Here is a 20,452-nt window from a genome sequence, read left to right as displayed (position 1 = left end):
GATGGGACGCGGCAGCGTGAGGCTGGCGGGTCAGACGTCCAGCAGCTCCTCGCTGGCAAATTCGGCCTTGTCCGAAATGAAGGCAAAGCGCGCCTCGGCCTTGGTGCCCATCAGGCGTTCCACCGAATCCGCGGTGGTGTCGCGATCGTCGGCAAGCAACACCACCTTGAGCAGCGTCCGCTTGCTCGGATCCATGGTGGTTTCCTTGAGCTGTGCCGGCATCATCTCGCCGAGGCCTTTGAAGCGGTTCACCTCGACCTTGGCGTTGGCATTGAACGCGCTCCTGATCAGCTCGTCCTTGTGCTTGTCGTCGCGCGCATAGACCGATTTGGTGCCGTGGGTCAGCTTGTAGAGCGGCGGCACCGCGAGGAAGAGGTGACCTTCGTCGATCAGCCGCGGCATCTGCCGGTAGAAGAAGGTGATCAGCAGCGAAGCGATGTGCGCGCCGTCGACGTCGGCGTCGGTCATGATGATGATGCGCTGATAGCGCAGATCCTCTTCACGATAATGCAAGAGCTGGCCGCAGCCGATCGCCTGCACGAGGTCGGAGAGCTGGGCGTTGGCCGTCAGCTTGTCCTTGCCGGCGGAGGCGACGTTGAGGATCTTGCCGCGCAGCGGCAGCACGGCCTGGGTCTTGCGGTCGCGTGCCTGCTTGGCGCTGCCGCCGGCCGAGTCGCCCTCGACGATGAAGAGCTCGGAGCCTTCGGTGCCGGCATCGGTGCAGTCGGCGAGCTTGCCGGGCAGACGCAGCTTCTTGCCCGCAGTCTTGCGCGCGGTCTCCTTTTCCTGGCGGCGGCGCAACCGCTCCTCGGCGCGGTCGATCACGAAGTCGAGCAGCCTGTTGGCCATGTTCGGATTGCCCGACAGCCAGTGGTCGAACGGATCCTTCATCGCCTGTTCGACGATGCGCTGCGCTTCTGCCGTGGCGAGGCGGTCCTTGGTCTGCCCCTGGAATTCAGGCTCGCGCACGAACACCGAGAGCATCACGGCGGCGCCGACCATCACGTCTTCGGAGGTGACGGACGCGGCGCGCTTGCCCTGACCGACGCGCTCGGCGTGATCCTTCAGGCCGCGCAGCAGCGCGCTGCGCAAACCCGATTCATGCGTGCCGCCATCGGGCGTCGGCACGGTGTTGGTGTAGGAGGAGAGAAAACCGTCGGCATCGGCGGTCCACGCCACCGCCCACTCGCAGGCGCCATGGGCACCGTTGCGGCCGGACCTGCCGGAGAAGATGTCGGGATGCACCAGCGTGTCGGCGTGGATCGCCGCAGCGAGATAATCCTTGAGACCGCCGGGGAAGTGGAACGTCGCTTCCGCCGGCACGTCCTCGATGCCCTTGAGCAGCTCGGGCGCGCAATTCCAGCGGATTTCGACGCCGCCGAACAGATACGCTTTCGAGCGCGTCATCTTGAACAGGCGCTGCGGCTTGAACACGGCCTTGGCGCCGAAGATGTCGGTGTCGGGCTTGAAGCGCACGCGCGTGCCGCGGCGGTTGTTGACCTTGCCGAGATCCTCGAGCTTGCCCTTGGGGTGCCCGCGCTCGAACGTCATGCGGTAGAGCTTCTGGCTGCGTGCGACCTCGACCTCGAGACGCGAGGAGAGGGCGTTCACCACGGAGATGCCGACGCCGTGCAGACCGCCCGAGGTCTCGTAGACCTTGGAATCGAATTTGCCGCCCGAATGCAGCGTGCACATGATGACTTCGAGCGCCGACTTCTTCGGGAACTTCGGATGCGGATCGATCGGGATGCCGCGGCCGTTGTCGGTCACGGTCAGGAACCCGTCCGCGCTCAGATCGACCTCGATGAAGGTCGCGTGACCCGCCAGCGCCTCGTCCATGGAGTTGTCGATGACTTCGGCGAAGAGGTGGTGCAGCGCCTTCTCATCGGTGCCGCCGATATACATGCCGGGTCGGCGCCGCACCGGTTCCAGGCCTTCAAGTACCTCGATGTCGGCCGCCGTGTAGTCGGCTTCCCCGCCGCTTCCGCGCGAGGCTGTCTTGGCGGCGGGCGCGCGGGACTTTGGCCCGTCGGCGCCGAACAGATCGTCTTTCGCTTTGGTTTTCAACTGCTTGGACATATATCTTGATACGTTTTGAGGGCCGCAGGAGCGGCGAATCGGTTAAGCCGACTATAGCCACTTCTGACTCGGAAAGGTTATCGCTGGGCCTGTCGGGCCGTGTGGTTGGGGGCCAATCCCGGCGATTTTACGCCGCAGACCTGCCAAGTCCCGGCAATTTGACGTCCGGGTCCATCCCTTGCCGGGCTTTGTGACTTGATGTCACACAAGCCCTTGGCTTACCAGTCCTTTTCATCGAGCAGCACCTTGAGACAGGGCGGGAAGGCTAATCTGGAATGGAGCAGTTTGCGCACGCCCTGGCCGACTTCGTGCGCATACACCAGGCTTGGGCGGCGCCGATCGTGTTCCTGCTCGCCTTCGGGGAGTCGCTTGCCTTCATCTCGCTGCTGGTTCCGGCCTGGGGCGCGCTGGTGGGGATCGGTGCGTTGATCGGGGTGAGCGGCATCAGCTTCTTTCCGGTCTGGATCGCCGGAGGCCTTGGCGCGGCGCTGGGCGACTGGGTCTCCTATTGGTTCGGCTACCGTTACAAGGAGAGCGTCGCCCAGATGTGGCCGCTCTCGCGCTATCCGGAACTCCTGCCCAAGGGCGAGGCCTTCGTGCGCAGCTGGGGCGTGCCCAGCATCTTCATCGGCCGCTTTTTCGGCCCCTTGCGCGCCTCGGTGCCGCTCGCAGCCGGCATCTTCGAGATGCCCTATTGGAGCTTCCAGGTCGCCAATTTCGTCTCCGCACTGCTTTGGTCTGCGGCACTGCTGCTGTTCGGCGACGTGATCGCCAAGCTGATGGAATGGATCTGGCGCGTCATCTGATGCCGTGAACCTTGACGGGAACCGGATCTGGCCTTATAGCCGCGCGCCATGATCAACGCCGCGACCATCCTGTTCGCCCGTCGCCGCCGCCGCTCTTTAGCGGTTTGGGCGGTCGATCGCGTTTGAGATCATCGTCTTTGCCGCTGGATCCGGTCCGCGGCATTCTCTCTCCTGTCAGCGCGATCTGATCCGGCGGCTCCCCAAGGAGGCCCAGCAGGAGACCACGATGTACACGCCACCCTTTTTCAAACAGGACCGCGCCGCGAGCCTGAAATTCGCCGAGGAGCGCGGTTTCGGCACCATGTGCGCCTTCGATGGCCACAAGCCGGTCGCGTCCCCGCTGCCGTTCTATCTGACCTATGCCACTGACGGCACGCCGCAGGCCGCCTTTCATGTCGCCCGTCACAATCCGCTGCTAAAGCTCGCGGGCGGTGATGCGTCCTGGTTGCTCGCGGTCAATGGTCCCGATGCCTATGTATCGCCGGACTGGTACGTCTCGCCCGATCAGGTGCCGACCTGGCTCTACCAGTCGGTGCATCTGAACGGGCCGGTGCGGCTGTTGTCGGACGACGAGCTGGCGGTGCAGATAGACACGCTCAGCGACAAGTTCGAGAACTGGCTGCTGCCGAAAAAGCCGTGGACATCGGGCAAGATGACGGCGGGTCGGCTGGAGACGATGAAGAAGGCGATCGTGGGTCTGGTGATGACGGTTGAGGAGGTCGAAGGCAGCTTCAAGCTGAACCAGCACAAATCGGACGCCGACTATACGGCGATCGCCGATGCGCTTGGCGCCGGCGATGCCGATGCGAAGCAGATCGCACATTTGATGCGGCAGGCCCGGCCGCAAGCTTTTGCAAACGATACGAACATGCTCGAAGGGAGCGCGCCATGAGCCTCGCTGACACCACCAAAGCCCCGACCTCCAGCGCGGCGAAGAAGCCCGCAACCGTCTTCGTCGACGGCGGCTCCGGCACTACCGGGCTCGGCATCAACGAGCGGCTGAAGCTCCAGGGCGACGTCGCGGTGAAGACCATCGCCGACGACAAGCGCAAGGACCCCGCGGCCAAGAAGGCACTGATGGAGGAGGTGGATCTCGTCATCCTCTGCCTGCCGGACGATGCCGCGAAGGAAACAGTCGCTCTCGTCGACAGCATGGGCAGTTCTGCACCGAAGGTGCTGGACGCCTCGACGGCCTACCGGGTCGCGCCGGACTGGGCCTATGGCTTTCCCGAGCTGACGCCGGATCAGGCCGGCAAGATCAAGGCCGCGAAAAAGGTCTCCAATCCCGGCTGCTATCCGACCGGCGCGATCGCGCTATTGCGGCCGATCGTCGATGCCGGCCTGCTGCCGCAGGATTATCCCGTCACCGTCAATGCCGTGAGCGGCTATTCCGGCGGCGGCAAGTCGATGATCGCGAGCTTCGAAGACGGCAGCGCGCCGTCCTTCGAGCTCTACGGTCTCGGCTTCGAGCACAAGCATCTGCCGGAGATGCAGCTCTACTCGAACCTGACGCGGCGGCCGATCTTCATTCCCTCGGTTGGCAACTACCGGCAGGGTATGCTGGTCTCGGTGCCGCTCCAGCTCGACACGCTGCCCGGCAAGCCCAGCGGAGCCGATCTCCAGGCCGCGCTCGCCAAGCGCTACACCGGCTCGAAATACGTCAAGGTGATGCCGCTCCAGAACGAGGCGACCAAGGGCGGCCGGCTCGAGCCGGAGGCGCTCAACGAAACCAACATGCTCGAGCTCTACGTCTTCGCCAGCGACAAATATCACCAGGCGGTGCTGGTCGCGCGGCTCGACAATCTCGGCAAGGGCGCCTCGGGTGCAGCCGTGCAGAACATGCGGCTGATGCTGGGATTGCCGGAGGAGTAGGGCGAGGACCTATCCACCGTCATTGCGAGCCAACGGGTCCCGCGCGAAGCGCGGCCCGATGACAGGCTCCGCGAAGCAATCCAGGAATGTCCGCGCGGAAGCGGTCTGGATTGCTTCGTCGCTCCAGCGCAAAATTGCTTCGCAATTTTGTCGCGAGCTCCTCGCAATGACGATGGAATGCGCGGCAGCACGCCAAGATCGCGCGCGCCGACAGGTCTCCCGCGACGCGCCAATACTCAGCGCAAAATCACGTCCGCCGGAAACGGCCGAACGGGGCGGCCCGCACAGACATTGTCGCGTGCCACCACCGCGTCGTGGTGAGACTTTTCGATGTCACCGAGCGAGCGGCTGGAGATGTCACACGCCTCCTTATGATCTTGCGCGTAGGCGCGTAGCGAGCTCCAGGCGAGCGATGCGCGGATGTAGGCGTCACAGCGGCCCGGCATCAATCCACGGTTCATCGGCTTTGTGGCGTCGACGGCTTCGCCGCGCAGCCGGGGCATTGCGTCTGTGCGTTGGCTGCGCCGCCAGATCCAGCAAGCAAGATCATCGTCACGATTGGCAAAAGGGGCCGCATCGGGATTTCCCATGCTGGTGGACCACCGTGGCGATCATATGCCCGGATGGCCAAAGCGTACAGCTTGCGGTTGTCGCCGGACGCCCGCTAGTCGACGATCCATTCAAGTAATGCGTTCTGCGCGTGCAGGAGATAGGCCTTTGCGGCTGGGCTCTGGTAGGCGCGATGCGACATCGCATCGAGGCTAACCTCCCGGCCCCGCGTGACTGGCGGGCAGGGCAGGAAAATGACGTCGGGTCGGCATTTGTCGAGCAGCGATGCCGATATCTGGTACTCAAGGAGTTGATCGGCACGTGCGTCGTCAGGCCAGCAATCCGTGACGATCACGTCCGCATCGAACAACGCATCCAGGCTGGTGCTGGCGGTGAAGTTCGGAGCCGCGATGTCCTTGATATGGCGGTCTTCCGGATAGATCTGGGTCACCCGGAGCGGCAGCGCGATGGAGGCTTCGGCCCATGACCTCAGGATGTTCGCGGCCGGAGCCACGCCGACTACTTTCAGTCCGTCCAGGCTCGCCCTCCTGCTCCTGACAAAAGCGAGATCGCCGAGCGTCTCGCAAGGGTGGTTCGATCGCGTTCTCGCATTGACGACCGGCGCATCGGCGTGGGACGCGAGCGCTCGCAAAGCCAATAGCTCCCTGGTGCGCACGATCAGGACATCGAACCAGTTGTCGAGATATTTGGCGAGATCGGCCGTCGCCTCGCCGGTGTTGAATCTGACTGGCGCGCTTACACAGATGCCTCCCATGGCCTTCACGCCGAGCTCGAAGGCGGTCGTATTCCGCCAGCCGCTGTCGTCGGCGATCAGCGCTGCGCGCTTGCCGGCGAGGCGCTGAGGCATGGCGCGGTCGCTCCATGCCGCCGCGAGCACCTGCGCGCGGTCGATGATGGAGAGGATCGCTTCCGCGCCGAGGTCGTGGAATTCAAGAAAATCCCGGGCGGCTTCGTTACTACGAGCCATCATGCGTCCCGGACGCGCTCAAAGCATCCCGAAGATCGCCAGCGCCAGCACGGCTTGCGCGAGGAAGCCGACGGTAAAGGCCAGCGTGCGGAACACCGGGATCCCGATCGCGTAGACGATCAGATGCGCGACGCGGGACCAGAAATAGACGGCACAGGCGAGCACGGTCCATTTGGTGGAATAGTCGATCGCATTCAGGATCAGCACCAGTGGCGCGAAGATCACGAGGTTCTCGACCGCGTTGTCGTGCGCGAACATCAGCCGGGTGGCCCATTCGGCTTGCGGCTTGTCGCTGCGCGATGGGTTGGCCATGGCCCCGGAAAGACCGCGGACCTGGCAACGGTTGATGATGTAGGGGATCCAGAGGATGCCGGTCAGGATCACCGTCAGTGTCAGCCAGAACAATTCGCGCGTCATAGTCCGGTCCCCTCTGTCATCACGGTGGTGAGAGCGAGTCTATACGAAAGCGCGCTAGATTGCGCCATGCGCAAGGAAGCCTTGCTTGCGCATGGCGCTTTCGGAAACCGCTTCGCACTTTTCCGGATCATGCGCTATGCGCGAACCCTGACATAGCTGCCCGGCGCGTCTTCGATCGGGGGCAGGGCGTCGCTGCCGACCGCGCGCGCCGGGACCTCCTCCGGATCGAGTGCGCCCAGCCATTGCCGCCAGTCCGGCCACCACGAGCCCTTGTGCTCGACGGCGCCCTTCATCCACTGCGCGACGTTGATGTCCTTGATGTTGTCGTTGGTCCAGTACTGATACTTGTTCGAGGCCGGCGGATTGACCACGCCGGCGATGTGGCCCGAGCCCGACAGCACATATTTCACCGGGCCGCCGAAGAACTGCGAGCCATACAGCACCGATTCCGCCGGCGCGATGTGGTCCTCGCGGGTGGCGAGGTTGTAGACGGGCACCTTGACCTTGGAGAGATCGAGCAGGGTGTTGTCGAGCACCATCGTGCCGGTCGACAGCCGGTTCTCCAGATAGCAGTTGCGCAAGTAATAGGAATGGTTCGACGCGGTCATGCGCGTCGCATCGGAATTCCAGTGCAACAGGTCGAACGCGCTCGGCTGCTGGCCCTTCAAATAGTTGCTGACGACATAGGACCAGATCAGATCGTTGGAGCGTAGCATGTTGAAGGCCATCGCCATCTTCGAGCCTTCGAGCACGCCGGCCGTCTTCATGTCGTGCTCGAGGGCAGCGATTTGCTCCTCGTCGACGAACACGAGGAGATCGCCGGCATGGGTGAAGTCGACCTGGGCCGCGAAGAACGTCGCCGATGCAACGCGCTGGCGGCGTTTCTCGGCGAGCCAGGCCAGCGTGGTCGCGAGCATCGTGCCGCCGACGCAATAGCCGGCGGTGTGGACCTTCATCTCACCGGTGACCCTCTCGATCACGTCCATCGCCGTGAGCGGGCCTTCCTTCATGTAGTCTTCCCAGCCCTTGTTGCCGAGCCGCTTGTCGGGATTGACCCATGAGATCACGAACACGGTGATGCCCTGGTCGACGCACCACTTGATGTAGGATTTCTCCGGCTTGAGATCGAGGATGTAGAACTTGTTGATCCAGGGCGGCACGATCAGGAGCGGGGTGCGCAGCACCTTCTCCGTGGTCGGCGAATATTGGATCAGCTGCATCATCTCGTTCTGGTAGATCACCTTGCCCGGCGTCGTCGCCATGTTGACGCCGACGACGAGGTTGTCCGGATTGGACTGGCGGATCTTCAGCATGCCCTTGCCGGCCGCGATGTCCTCGGCCAGCATCTTGAGGCCGCGCGCGAGGTTCTCGCCGCTGGACGCCACGGTCTCGCGCAGCACCTCCGGATTGGTCAGCACGAAGTTGGATGGCGACAGCGCGTTGGTGACCTGCTGGACGTAGAACTCGGCCTTGCGGCGCGTGTGCAGATCGAGCCCTTCGGCGTCGCGCACCAGTTCCTGCGCCCATTTGGTCGTGAGCAGATAGAGCTGCATCACGAAATCGAAGAACTGGTTCGACTTCCATTCGGGATCGGCAAAGCGCTTGTCGCGCGGCGAGGGCGCGATCGCGGGCTGGGCGTCCTGGCCAGCCATGCGGCGGACCGCCGAGCCCCAGAGGTCGAGATAGTCCTTGGCGAGCTTGGTCTGGAGATCGGAGGAGCGGGACGTGTCCGACAGCCAGTATTCGGCGACCGAGGTGAAGGTCCTGACGACCTCGGCAAGCTCGGCCGGCGGGCGATCCTGCACCTCGCCGCTTTCGCGCGGTTTGAGGTAGGCGGCGAGCGCCTTGCCACCGCTCTCCATCGCCCGCGCGACATTCATCGCGAAGGCTTCGGCATCGAACTTCGTCTCGAACGTGTTGCCGGATTTGGGCGTGTCGGTTGTGACGGTACTCATGCGCAGAACAGTAACGATTCATTCCGTATTCGTCACCGCGAAGCTCGCATCTTTGGCGTTAAACACTCTCGAAGATGTGCTGCAGTGCGACAAATTTTCTTGGTTTCGTCACAATCGAGCCGCACCGCTCGGCTTGGTAGTGCCGGGCTATTTTCTCGCTCACACCATTTGGGCAGCAATGGTTTGAGCTTGGGCGCGGTCTTGGGTAAGGTTTGCCCGGGGCCGTGCTTTGGGACGAGTAGGGGATTTCCCAAGTGTTGGCGTTGTGGGACCTGCAAAAGACGCTGCCAATCTGCGGCGCGCTGTTGATCGCGGCGCTCGCCCTGGGCGGCTGCTCAAGCCAGCTCGCGGATATGACGCCTGCGGATGCGCAGGCGCATCCCAAGGAGCCCAGCAGCTATCTGCCGGTGCATGATCTGCCACCGGATCGCGATCAGGCGACCATCCCGCCGGACCAGCGCGCCAAGATCGAGGCCGAGCTTGCCGCGGCGCGCGATCGTCAGGCCGTGGCCGCCAAGGACGCCAAGTGAGCAGGCAAGTGGGCAAGTGAGACGTTGCAAGGTAATCGCTGGCGCCCCCGTCTTGCCGTGCTAAAAGACCTCAGTTCGGCCGAGAGTCAGGGCGAACGACTTCAGTCGCCATTGCCGACGATTGCTCTAAGTATTTGATTTTGAGTAGTTTTCGCGAAGGGGCTGGGCGCGTTTCCGAACGGCCGTCGTGGCCTGTCGATTCTGTCCTGACCGGTTGCCCGGAGCCCAGAGAGCCATGGAAGAATTTTACCGCATCCGCCGCCTGCCGCCTTACGTGTTCGAACAGGTCAACCGGGCCAAGGCGGCCGCGCGGAACGCCGGTGCCGACATCATTGATCTCGGCATGGGCAATCCGGATCTGCCGGCCCCGCCGCATGTGCTTGAGAAGCTCAAGGAGACGCTCGGCAAGCCGCGCACCGATCGCTACTCGGCCTCCCGCGGCATCCCGGGGCTGCGTCGGGCCCAGGCCGCCTATTATGACCGCCGCTTCGGCGTAAAGCTCAACCCCGACACACAGGTCGTGGCGACGCTCGGCTCCAAGGAGGGCTTTGCCAACGTGGCGCAGGCCATCACCGCGCCGGGCGACGTCATCCTGTGTCCGAACCCGAGTTACCCGATTCACGCCTTCGGCTTTTTGATGGCGGGCGGCGTGATCCGCTCGGTGCCTTCCGAGCCGACGCCGCAATTCTTCGAGGCGGCGGAGCGGGCGATCATCCATTCGATCCCCAAGCCGCTGGCGCTCGTCGTCTGCTACCCCTCGAACCCGACCGCCTATGTCGCGAGCCTCGACTTCTACAAGGATCTCGTCGCCTTCGCGAAGAAGCACGAGATCCTGATCCTGTCCGATCTCGCTTATGCCGAGGTCTATTTCGACGAGAGCAACCCGCCGCCCTCGGTGCTGCAGGTCCCCGGCGCGATGGACGTCACCGTCGAGTTCACCTCGATGTCGAAGACCTATTCCATGGCCGGCTGGCGCATGGGCTTTGCGGTCGGCAACGAGCGCGTGATTGCGGCGCTCGCCCGCGTCAAATCCTATCTCGACTACGGCGCGTTCACGCCTGTGCAGGTCGCCGCGACCGCGGCGCTGAATGGTCCCGACGATTGCATCAAGGAGATGCGCGACACCTACCGCAAGCGCCGCGACGCGCTGGTGGAATCGTTCGGCCGCGCCGGCTGGGAGATTCCGCCACCGGAGGCCTCGATGTTCGCCTGGGTGCCGCTGCCGGAAGCCTTCCGCAGCGTCGGCAGCATGCAGTTCGCGACCCTGATGGTGGAGAAATCCGGCGTCGCGGTCTCGCCCGGCGTCGGCTTCGGCGAGCATGGTGAAGGATATGTCCGCATCGCCATGGTGGAAAACGAGCAACGGATCAGGCAGGCCGCGCGCGGCGTGCGCCGCTTCCTTGAAAGCGGCATCGAAACGTTGCACAACGTCGTTCCGCTCGCCAATCGGCGCTAATTCTCTTCTGCAGGTTTTCTGAAGTATCATGGTCGCACCCCTGAAAGTGGGCATAGCGGGGCTCGGCACCGTGGGTGCCGAAGTCGTCCGTTTGATCGAAACGCAAGCGCGCGTGCTCACGGGGCGCAGCGGCCGGGGCATCCGCGTCGTTGCCGTCACCGCGCGCTCGAAGGCGAAGAAGCGCGGCGTCGACCTGCGCGGCGTCGAATGGGCGAAGGATCCGATTGCCCTTGCCACCCATCCCGAGGTCGATTGCTTCGTCGAGCTGATGGGCGGCGTCGGCGATCCCGCACTGTCGGCGGTGGAAGCCGCGCTCAATGCCGGCAAATCGGTTGTCACCGCCAACAAGGCGCTGCTCGCCAAGCACGGCCTCAAGCTCGCCAAGGCGGCTGAAAAGCACGGCGGCGCGCTGAATTTCGAGGCAGCAGTCGGCGCCGCGATCCCTGTCATCAAGACGTTACGTGAAGGTCTTGCTGGAACCGGCATCAACCGCGTCTATGGCATCCTCAACGGCACCTGCAACTACATCCTGACCCGGATGGAGCAGGAGGGGCTGTCCTTTGCCGAATGCCTGAAGGACGCGCAGCGGCTTCGCTATGCCGAGGCCGATCCGTCCTTCGACGTCGACGGCCACGACACCGCGCAAAAACTCGCCATTCTCGCCAGCCTCGCTTTCGGCACAAAAGTTGCTCAAAGCGCAGTGTATGTCGAAGGCATCTCATCCATCGCGCCGGAAGATCTCCGTGCGGCGGCCGATCTCGGTTACCGCGTCAAGCTGCTCGGCGTTGCGGTTCGCACCGCCAAGGGCATCGAGCAGCGCGTGCATCCGACCATGGTGCCAAAATCCTCCTCGATCGCGCAGGTGATGGGTGTCACCAATGCGGTCACGATCGACGGCGAGGGGATTCCGCCGATCACGCTGGTCGGCCCCGGCGCAGGCGGTGCCGCGACCGCGTCCGCCGTGGTCGCCGACATCGCCGACGTCGCGCGCGGCATCCGCGCCAATCCATTCGGCCGGCCGATCGCGCAACTGCACGACACCAAGAAAGCGCCGATGGAGCGGCATGAGGGCGGCTATTACATCCGCCTGCTGGCGCGCGATTTCCCGGGTACGGCGGCCGCGATCGCGACCCGGCTGGCAGAACAGAAGATTTCGATCGAGTCGATCGTGCAGCGTCATCCCAATGGCGGCGCTGCGCCCAGCGACGGCAAGGCGGTGCCCGTGCCGGTCATCCTGATCACCTATGCGACCCATGAAGACGCCGTGCGCCGCGCGCTCGCCGCCGTTCAGCACGACAAGGTGATCAGCGGACGGCCGCAGGTGATCCGGATCGAGAAGAACTAGAGCATGATCCGGACCCGGAAGGCCGCGTTAGCGCAACGCATGTGGCGGTTTTCCGGAAAAGAGATCATGCTCAAGCGGAGAGGACGGTTCGAACGAACCGTGGGCGTTGCGAGTTGATGCGGACAGAGGTGTCCGCCGAGCTGTTTTAAAGGAGTGAGCCGATGTCGACCCATATTTCAGTCCCGCCGCAAGCGTTGCTCGAGCGCATTCTCACGCTGGAGATCGTGCGGGTGACGGAGCGGGCGGCGGTGTCCTCGGCGCGGCTGCGCGGGCACGGCAACGAGAAGCAGGCTGATCAGGCCGCTGTGGACGCCATGCGCCGCGAGCTCAACAAGCTGCCGATCGAAGGCACCATCGTGATCGGCGAAGGCGAGCGCGATGAGGCGCCCATGCTCTTCATCGGCGAGAAGGTCGGGATGAATGCCGGTCCCCAGGTCGATATCGCGGTCGACCCGCTCGAAGGCACCACGCTTTGCGCCAAGAACATGCCGGGCGCGATCGCGACAATGGCGATGGCCGATGGCGGCACCCTGCTGCACGCCCCCGACGTCTACATGCAGAAACTCGCGATCGGACCGGGCTACGACAAGGGCGTCGTCGATCTCGATGCTTCGCCTGCCGACAACGTCCGCCGCCTTGCCAAGGCCAAGGGCGTCAAGCCGGAAGGCATCACGGTTCTCGTGCTCGACCGTCCGCGCCATGCCGACATCATCGCGAGCGTGCGCTCGACCGGCGCGGCCGTGCGCCTCATCACCGACGGCGACGTCGCCGGCGTGATCCACTGCGCGGATCCCGACAACACCGGCGTCGACATGTATCTCGGCACCGGCGGTGCGCCGGAAGGCGTGCTCGCCGCCGTGGCGCTGCGTTGCATCGGTGGCCAGATGCAGTGCCGCCTGATCCTCGACTCCGAGGAGAAGCGCGAGCGCGCCGCCAAGATGGGCGTCAACGATCCCAAGATGATCTACGGCATCGAGGACATGGCGCGCGGCGACTGCCTGTTCGCGGCCACCGGCGTCACCACGGGCTCGCTGCTGTCGGGCGTCAAGTTCCGCAAGGATGGCGTGATCGAGACCGAGACGGTTGTGATGCGCTCCGTCACCGGCACCGTGCGCTACATCAAGGCCGAGCACCGCGAGCTGGCCAAGTTCCATTTGGATTGATGCTCTCTGTCATTCCGGGGCGACGGGACCGCGCAACGCGCGGCCCGGAGAGCCCGGAATCCATCGGGCGGCAGAGTTCGAGGTGCAATGGATTCCGGGCCCTGGCCCTATGGGCCACCCCGGAATGACAACGATAAAAACAAGGGGGAAGCGCACATGTCCGACCTTTCCGCCGTCAAAGCCCTCGTCTTCGACGTGTTCGGCACCGTGGTCGACTGGCGCACCAGCCTGATCACCGACTTCATGTGGTGGGGCAGGCAGCGCGGCATCGGCGCCGACTGGACCGCTTTGGTCGACGGCTGGCGCGGCATGTACATGGCCTCGATGGACGACGTGCGCAAACATCCCGAGCGCGGCTATGTCATGTTAGATGATCTGCATCGCCGCTCGCTGGAAAAGCTGGTCGACCAATTCTCGATCAAGGGTCTCACCGAAGCCGATCTCGACTATCTCACCAAGGGCTGGCACCGCCTGCATCCCTGGCCCGACAGCGTAGCCGGCCTCACGCGGCTCAAATCGAAATTCGTGATTGCGCCGCTGTCGAACGGCAATGTCGCGCTGCTCACCAACATGGCGAAATTTGCAGGGCTCCCGTGGGACCTCATCATGTCCGCCGAGCTGTTCGAGCACTACAAGCCTGATCCCGAGACCTATCTCGGCGCCGCGCGCCTGCTTTGTCTCAAGCCGGAAGAGGTGATGATGGTCGCCGCCCACAACGGCGATCTCGCGGCCGCGCAGAAGAACGGGCTGAAGACCGCCTTTGTGGCGCGGCCGACCGAATACGGTCCGTTGCAGAAGGTCGATTTCGAAGCGACCGGCAATTGGGACATCGTTGCCAAGGATTTTGGCGGGGTCGCCGACAAGCTCGGTTGTTAGGCCGTGTCTTCATGACGCGGTAAAATCTGCTTGCGTCCAAATGCGACACGCCGCTGCATGGCGGCGAGGGGACGTGAAGGCCTGAAGACCCATGAGCAAACCGATTCCCGAGCGCTATCAGAACCTCCGGACGTTTGCGTTCGGGGACAGCCCCGCACTCGCAGATGAATTGGTCGAACTCGTCATCAAGGGCATCAAGACTGCGACGTGCAGCACCGAAGACGAGCCGAACACGTCCACGCCCGGTGAGCGCTGGGTCGTGCTCGACGGGCGAGGAGAGCCGCGCTGCGTCATTGAATCCATCGACGTGACGTATCGGCGCTTCAATGAGGTCGACGCAGCCTTTGCATATGATGAGGGAGAAGGTGACCGGAGCCTCGCCTATTGGCGCCGGGCCCATCAGGCGTATTTCGGCAGGCTTGGACGATATAGCGACGACATGATGCTGATGTGCGAGCGCTTTCGCCTCGTCGAGGTCTTTGGCGATGCCGAGATGGATCCATAGCTACGAAGCCGCGATCGGCAGTTCGGGATTGCTCAAGGAGCTGCGTGGGATTGCTCGCATTGGGTCGCGAGAGTGACGCTGACCTGCGGGCGCACCTGGATCGCTTGTAACAGTCGGCTCGCGCGTCGACGCACGATCCGGGCGGCGCGTACCGCCCGGACCTGATCTGACGCCCTACAACGTCATCTGCATCGGCTCGGGATAATAGTGGAACCCTTCACCTGCTTTCGCGACATGGCCATAGCCAGGCCAGGCGAAGTGATAGGACATCACCGGGATCTTGTTCGCCGCGAGCATGGTCAGCAGCTTGACGCGCGACTCTGCCGCCTGCTTCGGGTCGGTGTCGTAGGAGAACTCCATCCGCGGCCGCTCCAGCAGCAGCACCGAATGGTGCGAGAGGTCGCCGAGGAAGGCGAAGGACTTGCCGGCCGAGGAGACCATGAAGATGGTGTGGCCGACGGTGTGACCGGGCGCGGCAATCGCCTGCACGCCCGGCAAAAATTCCTGGCCGTCCTTGAAGAACACGATGCGGTCGCGGACCGGCAGCAGGTTCTTGCGGGCGTGGAGGACGAAGTCCTTGGCCGGGCTGCCGAGCTTGCCCTCATCGGTCCAGAAGTCGAAATCGGTCTGGGAGATGTAGATTTGCGCGTTCGGAAACAACGGCTTGCCACCTTCGTCCACGATGCCACCGATATGATCGATATGGGCATGCGAGCAGACCACGGCATCGATGTCCCCCGGCTTGATCCCGGCCTCGGTCATGCTCTTCTGCTGCCGCCCCGTGCTGGCGCCGAACATTTTTGAGCTGCCCATGCCGGTATCGAACAGGATGAGCTTGTCACCGGTGTTCACGATCGGCGAGTTCTGCTCGAGCACGACGTTGTCCGGCGACAGGAAATTGTCGGCGAGCATCTTCTTGACCTCTTCCTTGGAAACGCCAAGGAAGGTTCCGGAGGGATCGCCGAGCGGCAGCGGCCCGTCGGATACGACGGTCACCTCGGCATCGCCGAGAATGAAGCGGTGCCAGTAGGGCGTCTGGGTGCCGAGCTTGGGCGCCCGCGCCATCGCGCTGCTGCCGAACATTGCGCTGGCACCGAGGCCAGCTCCGAGTGTGAGAAGGGACCGACGTGAGACATCGATTGTCATGCGTTCCTCGCTTTTGTCTTTTATTTTGCGATTGTTCGCGCGTTGTGACCGGCCTGATCAGGCGCGCGGCCGGAGATCGGCAGAAGCCATGCTGCGCCGGTTACGACAAGCTAGCAAGTAGAATTGGTCCGCGGATGCACGCGATCGCGCAATTGCGCGTTACGCAATTCTCAGCGCGACGTCAGCGCCTTCCGTCTCCGCAAAACCCGCCTGCAAAACCTCCTCGCGCTTATGGCGCAGATGCGCACGCAGGATGTGGGCGAGGCCGGCGCCGTCGCGCCTTTGCAGCGCGTTCAGGATTGCATCATGCTCCTTCACTGCGAGCGCCCAGCGCTGCGGCGTCATCGGCGTGACGTAGCGCGCGCGGCGGATGCGCGCGGTCACCGAGGTGTAAAGCCCCACGAGCACTGGGTTTCCCGCGGCAGTGACAATGGCTTCGTGAATGGCGCGGTTGCCGCGATAGTACTGGATCAGATCGCCGTCGCGATAATGCTGCACCATGTCAGCATGCGCGGCCGCGATCGCGTCGATCTCGGCGTCGGTGATGCGCTCGCAGGCGAGCTCGCCGGCAAGGGCTTCGAGGCCCTGGCAGACCTCGAACAGATCGCGCATGTCCTTGTCGGTCAGCTTCGCCGCGCGCGAGCCGCGATGCGGCAGCAGCTGCACGAGGCCTTCGGCGGCGAGCACCTTGAGCGCCTCGCGCAGCGGCGTGCGCGAGATCTCGAGCCGCTCGCACAGCTCGCGCTCGGGAATCCGCGCGCCCGGCGGGATTTCGCCGTCGAGCAGGATGGCGCGGATGCGTCCGACGACTTCTTCATGAAGCATGGGTCTGAACTCAATTTGCATTCAAAAATGAACTCAAGTGCGGATATTTGCAAGTTTCAGCTTGAAAATTCCAAATTTTGCATTCAAAAATGTAAAAAAGCAGAAGGGTATGAGGAAATGGACCTGCAAGTGGAGGCAGAAAACCTCGTCTTCGCGCGCGAGGACGGCATCGGGCGGATCACCTTCAACCGTCCGCAGGCCCGCAACGCCTTCACCTTCGCGATGTACGAGCGGCTCGCCGCGATCTGCGAGGAGGCCAACCGCGACCACGCGATCAAGGTGCTGGTGCTGCGCGGAGCCGGCGACAAGGCGTTCGCCTCGGGGACCGACATCAACCAGTTCCGGGAATTCAAGACGCCACAGGACGCGATCGACTACGAGAACCGCATTGATCGGGTGCTGACCACGCTGGAGCAGTGCCGGGTGCCGACGATCGCGGCGATCAACGGGTTCTGTACCGGAGGCGGGGCGGGCATCGCCGCAGCCTGCGATCTCCGCATCGGCACCAAGAGCGCCAAAATCGGTTTCCCCATCGCCCGCACGCTCGGCAATTGCCTGTCGATGTCCAATGTCAGCCGTCTCACCGCACTCATCGGCGCCGCGCGCGTCAAGGATCTGATCTTCACTGCACGTCTCGTCGACGCCACCGAGGCTGCAAGTGTCGGGCTGCTCGGCGAAGTCGTCGACGATATTGCCGCGCTCGAGCGGCGCACCGAGGAGGTCGCCCGGCTCGTCGCCAATCATGCGCCGCTGACGCTGAATGCGACCAAGCAGGCGGTGGCGCGCCTGCAAAGGCGGCTGACGCGTGACGAGGGCGAAGACCTCATTCTGATGTGCTACACGAGCCAGGATTTTCGCGAAGGGCTCGATGCTTTCCTCAACAAGCGCGCGCCGCAATGGCGCGGCCAATAGGACGCACCCGATGCAAAGTTCGCAATCCACCTCTCGTCGTTCGGGACCGCTCGCCGGTCTCAAGGTCATCGATCTCACCCATGTCATGGCCGGGCCGACCTGCACCTTGATGCTGGCCGACATGGGCGCCGACGTCATCAAGATCGAGAAATGGCCGAACGGCGACGATACCCGCCATTCGGTGCCGCCGAAGATCGGCGACGAGGCGGCCTCCTTCCTGATGATGAACCGCAACAAGCGCGGCGTCGTGCTGGATCTGAAAACCGATGGCGGCAAGCAGGTGCTGCGGCGGTTGGTCGCGAGCGCCGACGTGCTGGTCGAGAATTTTGCGCCCGGCGCGATGGAGCGTCTCGGTTTCGGCTACGAGGCACTGCACGCCGAATTTCCGGCGCTGATCTACTGCTCGCTGTCGGGCTTCGGCCGCACCGGTCCCTACAAGCATCGCCGCGGTTTCGATCTGGTCGCGCAGGCCATGAGCGGCATCATGAGCTTCACCGGTGAACGTCCCGACGGTCCGCCCGTCAAATGCGGTCCGCCGCTGTCCGACATCACCGCCGGCCTGCTCGCGAGCATGGGCATCCTCGCGGCCTATACGCATCGCCTCAAGACCGGCGAAGGGCAGTGGGTCGAGACTTCGCTCTATGAAGCGGCTCTGGTGCAGACCTACTGGCAATCGACCATCGCGCTCGCCGCTGGCACCGCGCCGCGCGCGATGGGCTCGGCGCATCCGCTCAACGCGCCCTATCAGGCCTTCGAAGCCTCGGATGGCTGGCTCGTGGTCGGCGGCGCCAACAAGAAGCATTGGCTCTTGATGCTGGAAGCCCTCGGCGCCAGCGAGCTCGCTGCCGATCCGCGCTTCGTCAACGGGGCCGACCGCATGGCCAATCTGAAAGAGCTGGAAGCTGTCCTGAGCGAACGCTTCCGCACGCAATCACGGGCGCACTGGCTTGCTGTGCTGGACGAGAAGGGCGTGCCGTGCGGACCCGTGCACGACATGCTGGAGGCGCTGAGCGATCCGCAGACGCTGGCGCGCGAGATGGTCGTCGAGGTCGAGCACTCCACGCTCGGTCCCGTCAAGACGATCGGGCTGCCCGTCAAATTTTCGGAGACCCCAGGCAAAGTGCGATCAGGTGCGCCGGTCTATGGTCAGCACACGAGCGAGGTGCTGGCCGAGCACGGGTTCGACCAGAAGCAGATCGAAGCGCTCGAAAAAGAAGGCGCAATCGTGCTGGCCGCAGGAAGACGCGAGGAACGCGTCGCCTGAGCGGACCTCGATACGACAACAACAAAAGACAAAAATCAGCTGGAGGAAATCATGGGTCGGACGTCAATATTTCTGCTTTCCGCGGCCGTGACCGCGCTCGCCGGCACGATGCCGGCGTGTGCGGCCTGGCAACCGCAAAAGCCGATCGAGTTCGTGGCCACTGCCGGGCCGGGCGGTGGCACTGACAACCTTGCCCGCGCGGTGCAGAACATCATCACCAAGCACAAGCTGACGGAGCAGCCGATCGTCGTCGTCAACAAGGGCGGCGGCAGCGGCGCCGAAGGCTACGTCTATGGCAAGGCCTCCGCCGGCGATCCCTACAAGGTGATCTTCGGCACCTCGAACGCCTGGCAGCAGCCGCTCGTCTCCAAGGTCGCCTTCAACTACACCGATCTGACCCCGATCGCGGCGATGGCGCAGGACGAATTTTTGCTTTGGGTAAAGCAGGACGCGCCTTACAAGACGGCGGGCGATTATCTCAAGGCGGCCGCATCGGGCGAATTCAAGATGGGCGGCGCGCAGTCAAAGGACACCGACGAGGTGCTGACGCGCATGATCGAGAAGGCCGGCAAGGTCAAGCTGACCTATATCCCCTTCAAGAGCGGCGCAGAGACCGCGGTGCAGCTTGCCGGCGGACATCTCGACTCCCACGTCAACAACCCCAGCGAAAGCCTCGGGCAATGGCGCGGCGGCACGCAGCGCCCGCTCTGTGTTTTCAGCCCGAAGCGACTTCCGCAGGGCCCGAAGGTCACCGCGACCGAAGGCTGGAGCGACGTCCCGACCTGCATCGAGCAGGGCCTCGACATCAAGCAATATGAGCAGCCGCGCACGGTATGGCTGCCGGGCAAGGTCACGCCGGACCAGGCGGCGTTTTATGTCGACCTCATGAAGAAGGTGCAGGCCACGCCGGAATGGAAGGACTACATCGAGAAGACCTCGCAGGTCGACACGTTCCTGACCGGCGCCGAGCTCGAAAAATTCATCAAGGATGACCTCGAGCACGTCAAGCAGGTCGCGGGCGAGCAGGGTTGGCTCGTCAAGTGAGGCGGGGCTCACCTCTTACTCCGCCGTCGTCCCGGCGAAGGCCGGGACCCATACCGCGTGATCTCTCTATGGTCGGCAGTCGTCGTACCGACGTGACTCTAACTCCCAATCTTCGTCAGACTCCTCCCTGGGGTTATGGGTCCCGGCCTTCGCCGGGACGACACCGAGCGCCGGGAACATGCGTGCGTCATAACCGACCACTGTACGTGACCTGAGTGGAGCCCCCAATGATCTCCCGCCGCGCGCTTGAACTTGCGACCGCCGTCCTCACCGGCAGCTTTGGTGTGGCCGTCGTCGTCTCCAGCCTCGACAATGGCATCGGCTGGTCGAGCGCGGGCGTGGACGCCGGCACGTTTCCGTTCCTGACCGGGATCATCGTCGTAGTCGGGAGCCTCTACAATCTGGTGCGGGGCGTGCTGCCGGCCGCCACACTAGCGAATGTCCCCATCGCCATCACGTCCTTCGAGTTGCGTCGGCTCGCCGGTCTGTTCGTGCCGGCTGCGATCTTCGTGGCCGCGATCCCGCTGGCCGGGATGTACGTCGCTTCGGCGCTGTATGTCTTCGCGGTGCTGGCGATTCCCCGGCATCAGTCCATGCCGCGCGCGCTCGCCATGGCGGCAGCCACCGCGCTCGCGCTCTACGTCGTGTTCGAGCGCATGTTCCAGGTCAGCCTGCCGCACGGCGCGCTCGCCGCCGCGCTCGGCTTCTGAGGGGGAGGCC

Annotated in this window: 20 protein-coding genes; 13 read left to right on the top strand and 7 right to left on the bottom strand. The window is 63.9% G+C overall.

Going from position 1 to position 20,452, the window contains the following annotated elements:
* Window positions 1-30 precede the first annotated feature (30 nt).
* Window positions 31-2,079 carry a DNA topoisomerase IV subunit B gene (parE, locus tag CWO91_RS23490; protein ID WP_130216692.1) on the bottom strand — a complete coding sequence of 683 codons (2,049 nt, stop codon included), beginning with the start codon at window positions 2,077-2,079 and terminating at the stop codon, window positions 31-33.
* 275 nt (window positions 2,080-2,354) lie between these two features.
* Between parE and CWO91_RS23485 the strand changes: the two genes are divergently transcribed.
* The 3 genes from CWO91_RS23485 (at window position 2,355) to argC (ending at window position 4,757) form a co-directional block, all read left to right on the top strand.
* Complete coding sequence (locus CWO91_RS23485) at window positions 2,355-2,885, top strand: DedA family protein (RefSeq protein WP_130216690.1); 531 nt, start codon at window positions 2,355-2,357, stop codon at window positions 2,883-2,885.
* 226 nt (window positions 2,886-3,111) lie between these two features.
* Entirely contained in the window at window positions 3,112-3,777 is a 666-nt protein-coding gene (locus CWO91_RS23480) for an FMN-binding negative transcriptional regulator (protein ID WP_130216688.1), read from the top strand.
* Complete coding sequence (argC, locus tag CWO91_RS23475; RefSeq protein ID WP_130216686.1) at window positions 3,774-4,757, top strand: N-acetyl-gamma-glutamyl-phosphate reductase; 984 nt, start codon at window positions 3,774-3,776, stop codon at window positions 4,755-4,757. The genes CWO91_RS23480 and argC overlap by 4 nt, the downstream gene beginning before the upstream one ends.
* 236 nt (window positions 4,758-4,993) lie before the next feature.
* Here argC and CWO91_RS23465 read toward each other — a convergent pair whose 3' ends face one another.
* The 4 genes from CWO91_RS23465 to CWO91_RS23450 all read right to left on the bottom strand — a co-directional run bounded on the left by CWO91_RS23465 (window position 4,994) and on the right by CWO91_RS23450 (window position 8,666).
* Window positions 4,994-5,347: a hypothetical protein gene (locus CWO91_RS23465; protein ID WP_130216684.1), complete on the bottom strand. Its 354-nt coding sequence runs from the start codon at window positions 5,345-5,347 to the stop codon at window positions 4,994-4,996.
* A 74-nt stretch (window positions 5,348-5,421) separates the two neighbouring features.
* Window positions 5,422-6,294 carry an ornithine carbamoyltransferase gene (locus CWO91_RS23460; RefSeq protein ID WP_130216682.1) on the bottom strand — a complete coding sequence of 291 codons (873 nt, stop codon included), beginning with the start codon at window positions 6,292-6,294 and terminating at the stop codon, window positions 5,422-5,424.
* 18 nt (window positions 6,295-6,312) lie between these two features.
* Window positions 6,313-6,711, bottom strand: a complete 399-nt coding sequence (locus CWO91_RS23455; RefSeq protein ID WP_130216680.1) for an MAPEG family protein — start codon at window positions 6,709-6,711, stop codon at window positions 6,313-6,315.
* 134 nt (window positions 6,712-6,845) lie between these two features.
* On the bottom strand, window positions 6,846-8,666 hold the full coding sequence (locus tag CWO91_RS23450) for a PHA/PHB synthase family protein (RefSeq protein WP_130216678.1): 1,821 nt from the start codon (window positions 8,664-8,666) through the stop codon (window positions 6,846-6,848).
* Window positions 8,667-8,920: 254 nt separating this feature from the next.
* Between CWO91_RS23450 and CWO91_RS23445 the strand changes: the two genes are divergently transcribed.
* The 6 genes from CWO91_RS23445 (at window position 8,921) to CWO91_RS23420 (ending at window position 14,541) form a co-directional block, all read left to right on the top strand.
* A complete protein-coding gene (locus CWO91_RS23445; RefSeq protein ID WP_130216676.1) occupies window positions 8,921-9,196 on the top strand; it encodes a hypothetical protein in 276 nt (91 codons plus the stop codon).
* A 235-nt stretch (window positions 9,197-9,431) separates the two neighbouring features.
* Window positions 9,432-10,652, top strand: coding sequence for an LL-diaminopimelate aminotransferase (locus CWO91_RS23440; RefSeq protein WP_128934070.1), 1,221 nt, complete (start codon window positions 9,432-9,434; stop codon window positions 10,650-10,652).
* A gap of 28 nt (window positions 10,653-10,680) precedes the next feature.
* A complete protein-coding gene (locus CWO91_RS23435) occupies window positions 10,681-11,997 on the top strand; it encodes a homoserine dehydrogenase (RefSeq protein ID WP_130216674.1) in 1,317 nt (438 codons plus the stop codon).
* Window positions 11,998-12,158: 161 nt separating this feature from the next.
* The gene (gene glpX, locus CWO91_RS23430) at window positions 12,159-13,160 is read left to right on the top strand and encodes a class II fructose-bisphosphatase (protein ID WP_035703675.1); all 1,002 of its coding nucleotides are present in this window, start codon (window positions 12,159-12,161) and stop codon (window positions 13,158-13,160) included.
* 156 nt (window positions 13,161-13,316) lie between these two features.
* Window positions 13,317-14,036, top strand: coding sequence for a haloacid dehalogenase type II (locus tag CWO91_RS23425; RefSeq protein ID WP_130216672.1), 720 nt, complete (start codon window positions 13,317-13,319; stop codon window positions 14,034-14,036).
* 91 nt (window positions 14,037-14,127) lie between these two features.
* Complete coding sequence (locus tag CWO91_RS23420; RefSeq protein WP_130216670.1) at window positions 14,128-14,541, top strand: ASCH domain-containing protein; 414 nt, start codon at window positions 14,128-14,130, stop codon at window positions 14,539-14,541.
* 174 nt (window positions 14,542-14,715) lie between these two features.
* On the opposite strand, the gene CWO91_RS23415 is transcribed toward CWO91_RS23420, so the two are convergent.
* Window positions 14,716-15,687, bottom strand: a complete 972-nt coding sequence (locus CWO91_RS23415) for an MBL fold metallo-hydrolase (protein ID WP_130216668.1) — start codon at window positions 15,685-15,687, stop codon at window positions 14,716-14,718.
* A gap of 159 nt (window positions 15,688-15,846) precedes the next feature.
* Window positions 15,847-16,512: a GntR family transcriptional regulator gene (locus CWO91_RS23410; RefSeq protein ID WP_130216666.1), complete on the bottom strand. Its 666-nt coding sequence runs from the start codon at window positions 16,510-16,512 to the stop codon at window positions 15,847-15,849.
* 117 nt (window positions 16,513-16,629) lie between these two features.
* Here CWO91_RS23410 and CWO91_RS23405 point away from each other — a divergent pair, with 117 nt between their 5' ends.
* From CWO91_RS23405 to CWO91_RS23390, 4 genes are all read left to right on the top strand, one after another.
* On the top strand, window positions 16,630-17,424 hold the full coding sequence (locus CWO91_RS23405; RefSeq protein ID WP_130216664.1) for an enoyl-CoA hydratase/isomerase family protein: 795 nt from the start codon (window positions 16,630-16,632) through the stop codon (window positions 17,422-17,424).
* A 10-nt stretch (window positions 17,425-17,434) separates the two neighbouring features.
* On the top strand, window positions 17,435-18,688 hold the full coding sequence (locus CWO91_RS23400; RefSeq protein WP_130216662.1) for a CaiB/BaiF CoA transferase family protein: 1,254 nt from the start codon (window positions 17,435-17,437) through the stop codon (window positions 18,686-18,688).
* Window positions 18,689-18,739: 51 nt separating this feature from the next.
* Window positions 18,740-19,732, top strand: a complete 993-nt coding sequence (locus CWO91_RS23395) for a Bug family tripartite tricarboxylate transporter substrate binding protein (RefSeq protein WP_130216660.1) — start codon at window positions 18,740-18,742, stop codon at window positions 19,730-19,732.
* A 227-nt stretch (window positions 19,733-19,959) separates the two neighbouring features.
* Complete coding sequence (locus CWO91_RS23390; RefSeq protein WP_130216658.1) at window positions 19,960-20,442, top strand: tripartite tricarboxylate transporter TctB family protein; 483 nt, start codon at window positions 19,960-19,962, stop codon at window positions 20,440-20,442.
* Window positions 20,443-20,452: the final 10 nt, after the last annotated feature.

Source organism: Bradyrhizobium genosp. SA-3, assembly GCF_004212635.1.
Lineage (GTDB): Bacteria > Pseudomonadota > Alphaproteobacteria > Rhizobiales > Xanthobacteraceae > Bradyrhizobium.
Note: the sequence above shows the minus strand (reverse complement) of the source record. Positions and strands in the feature narration are given on the sequence as shown.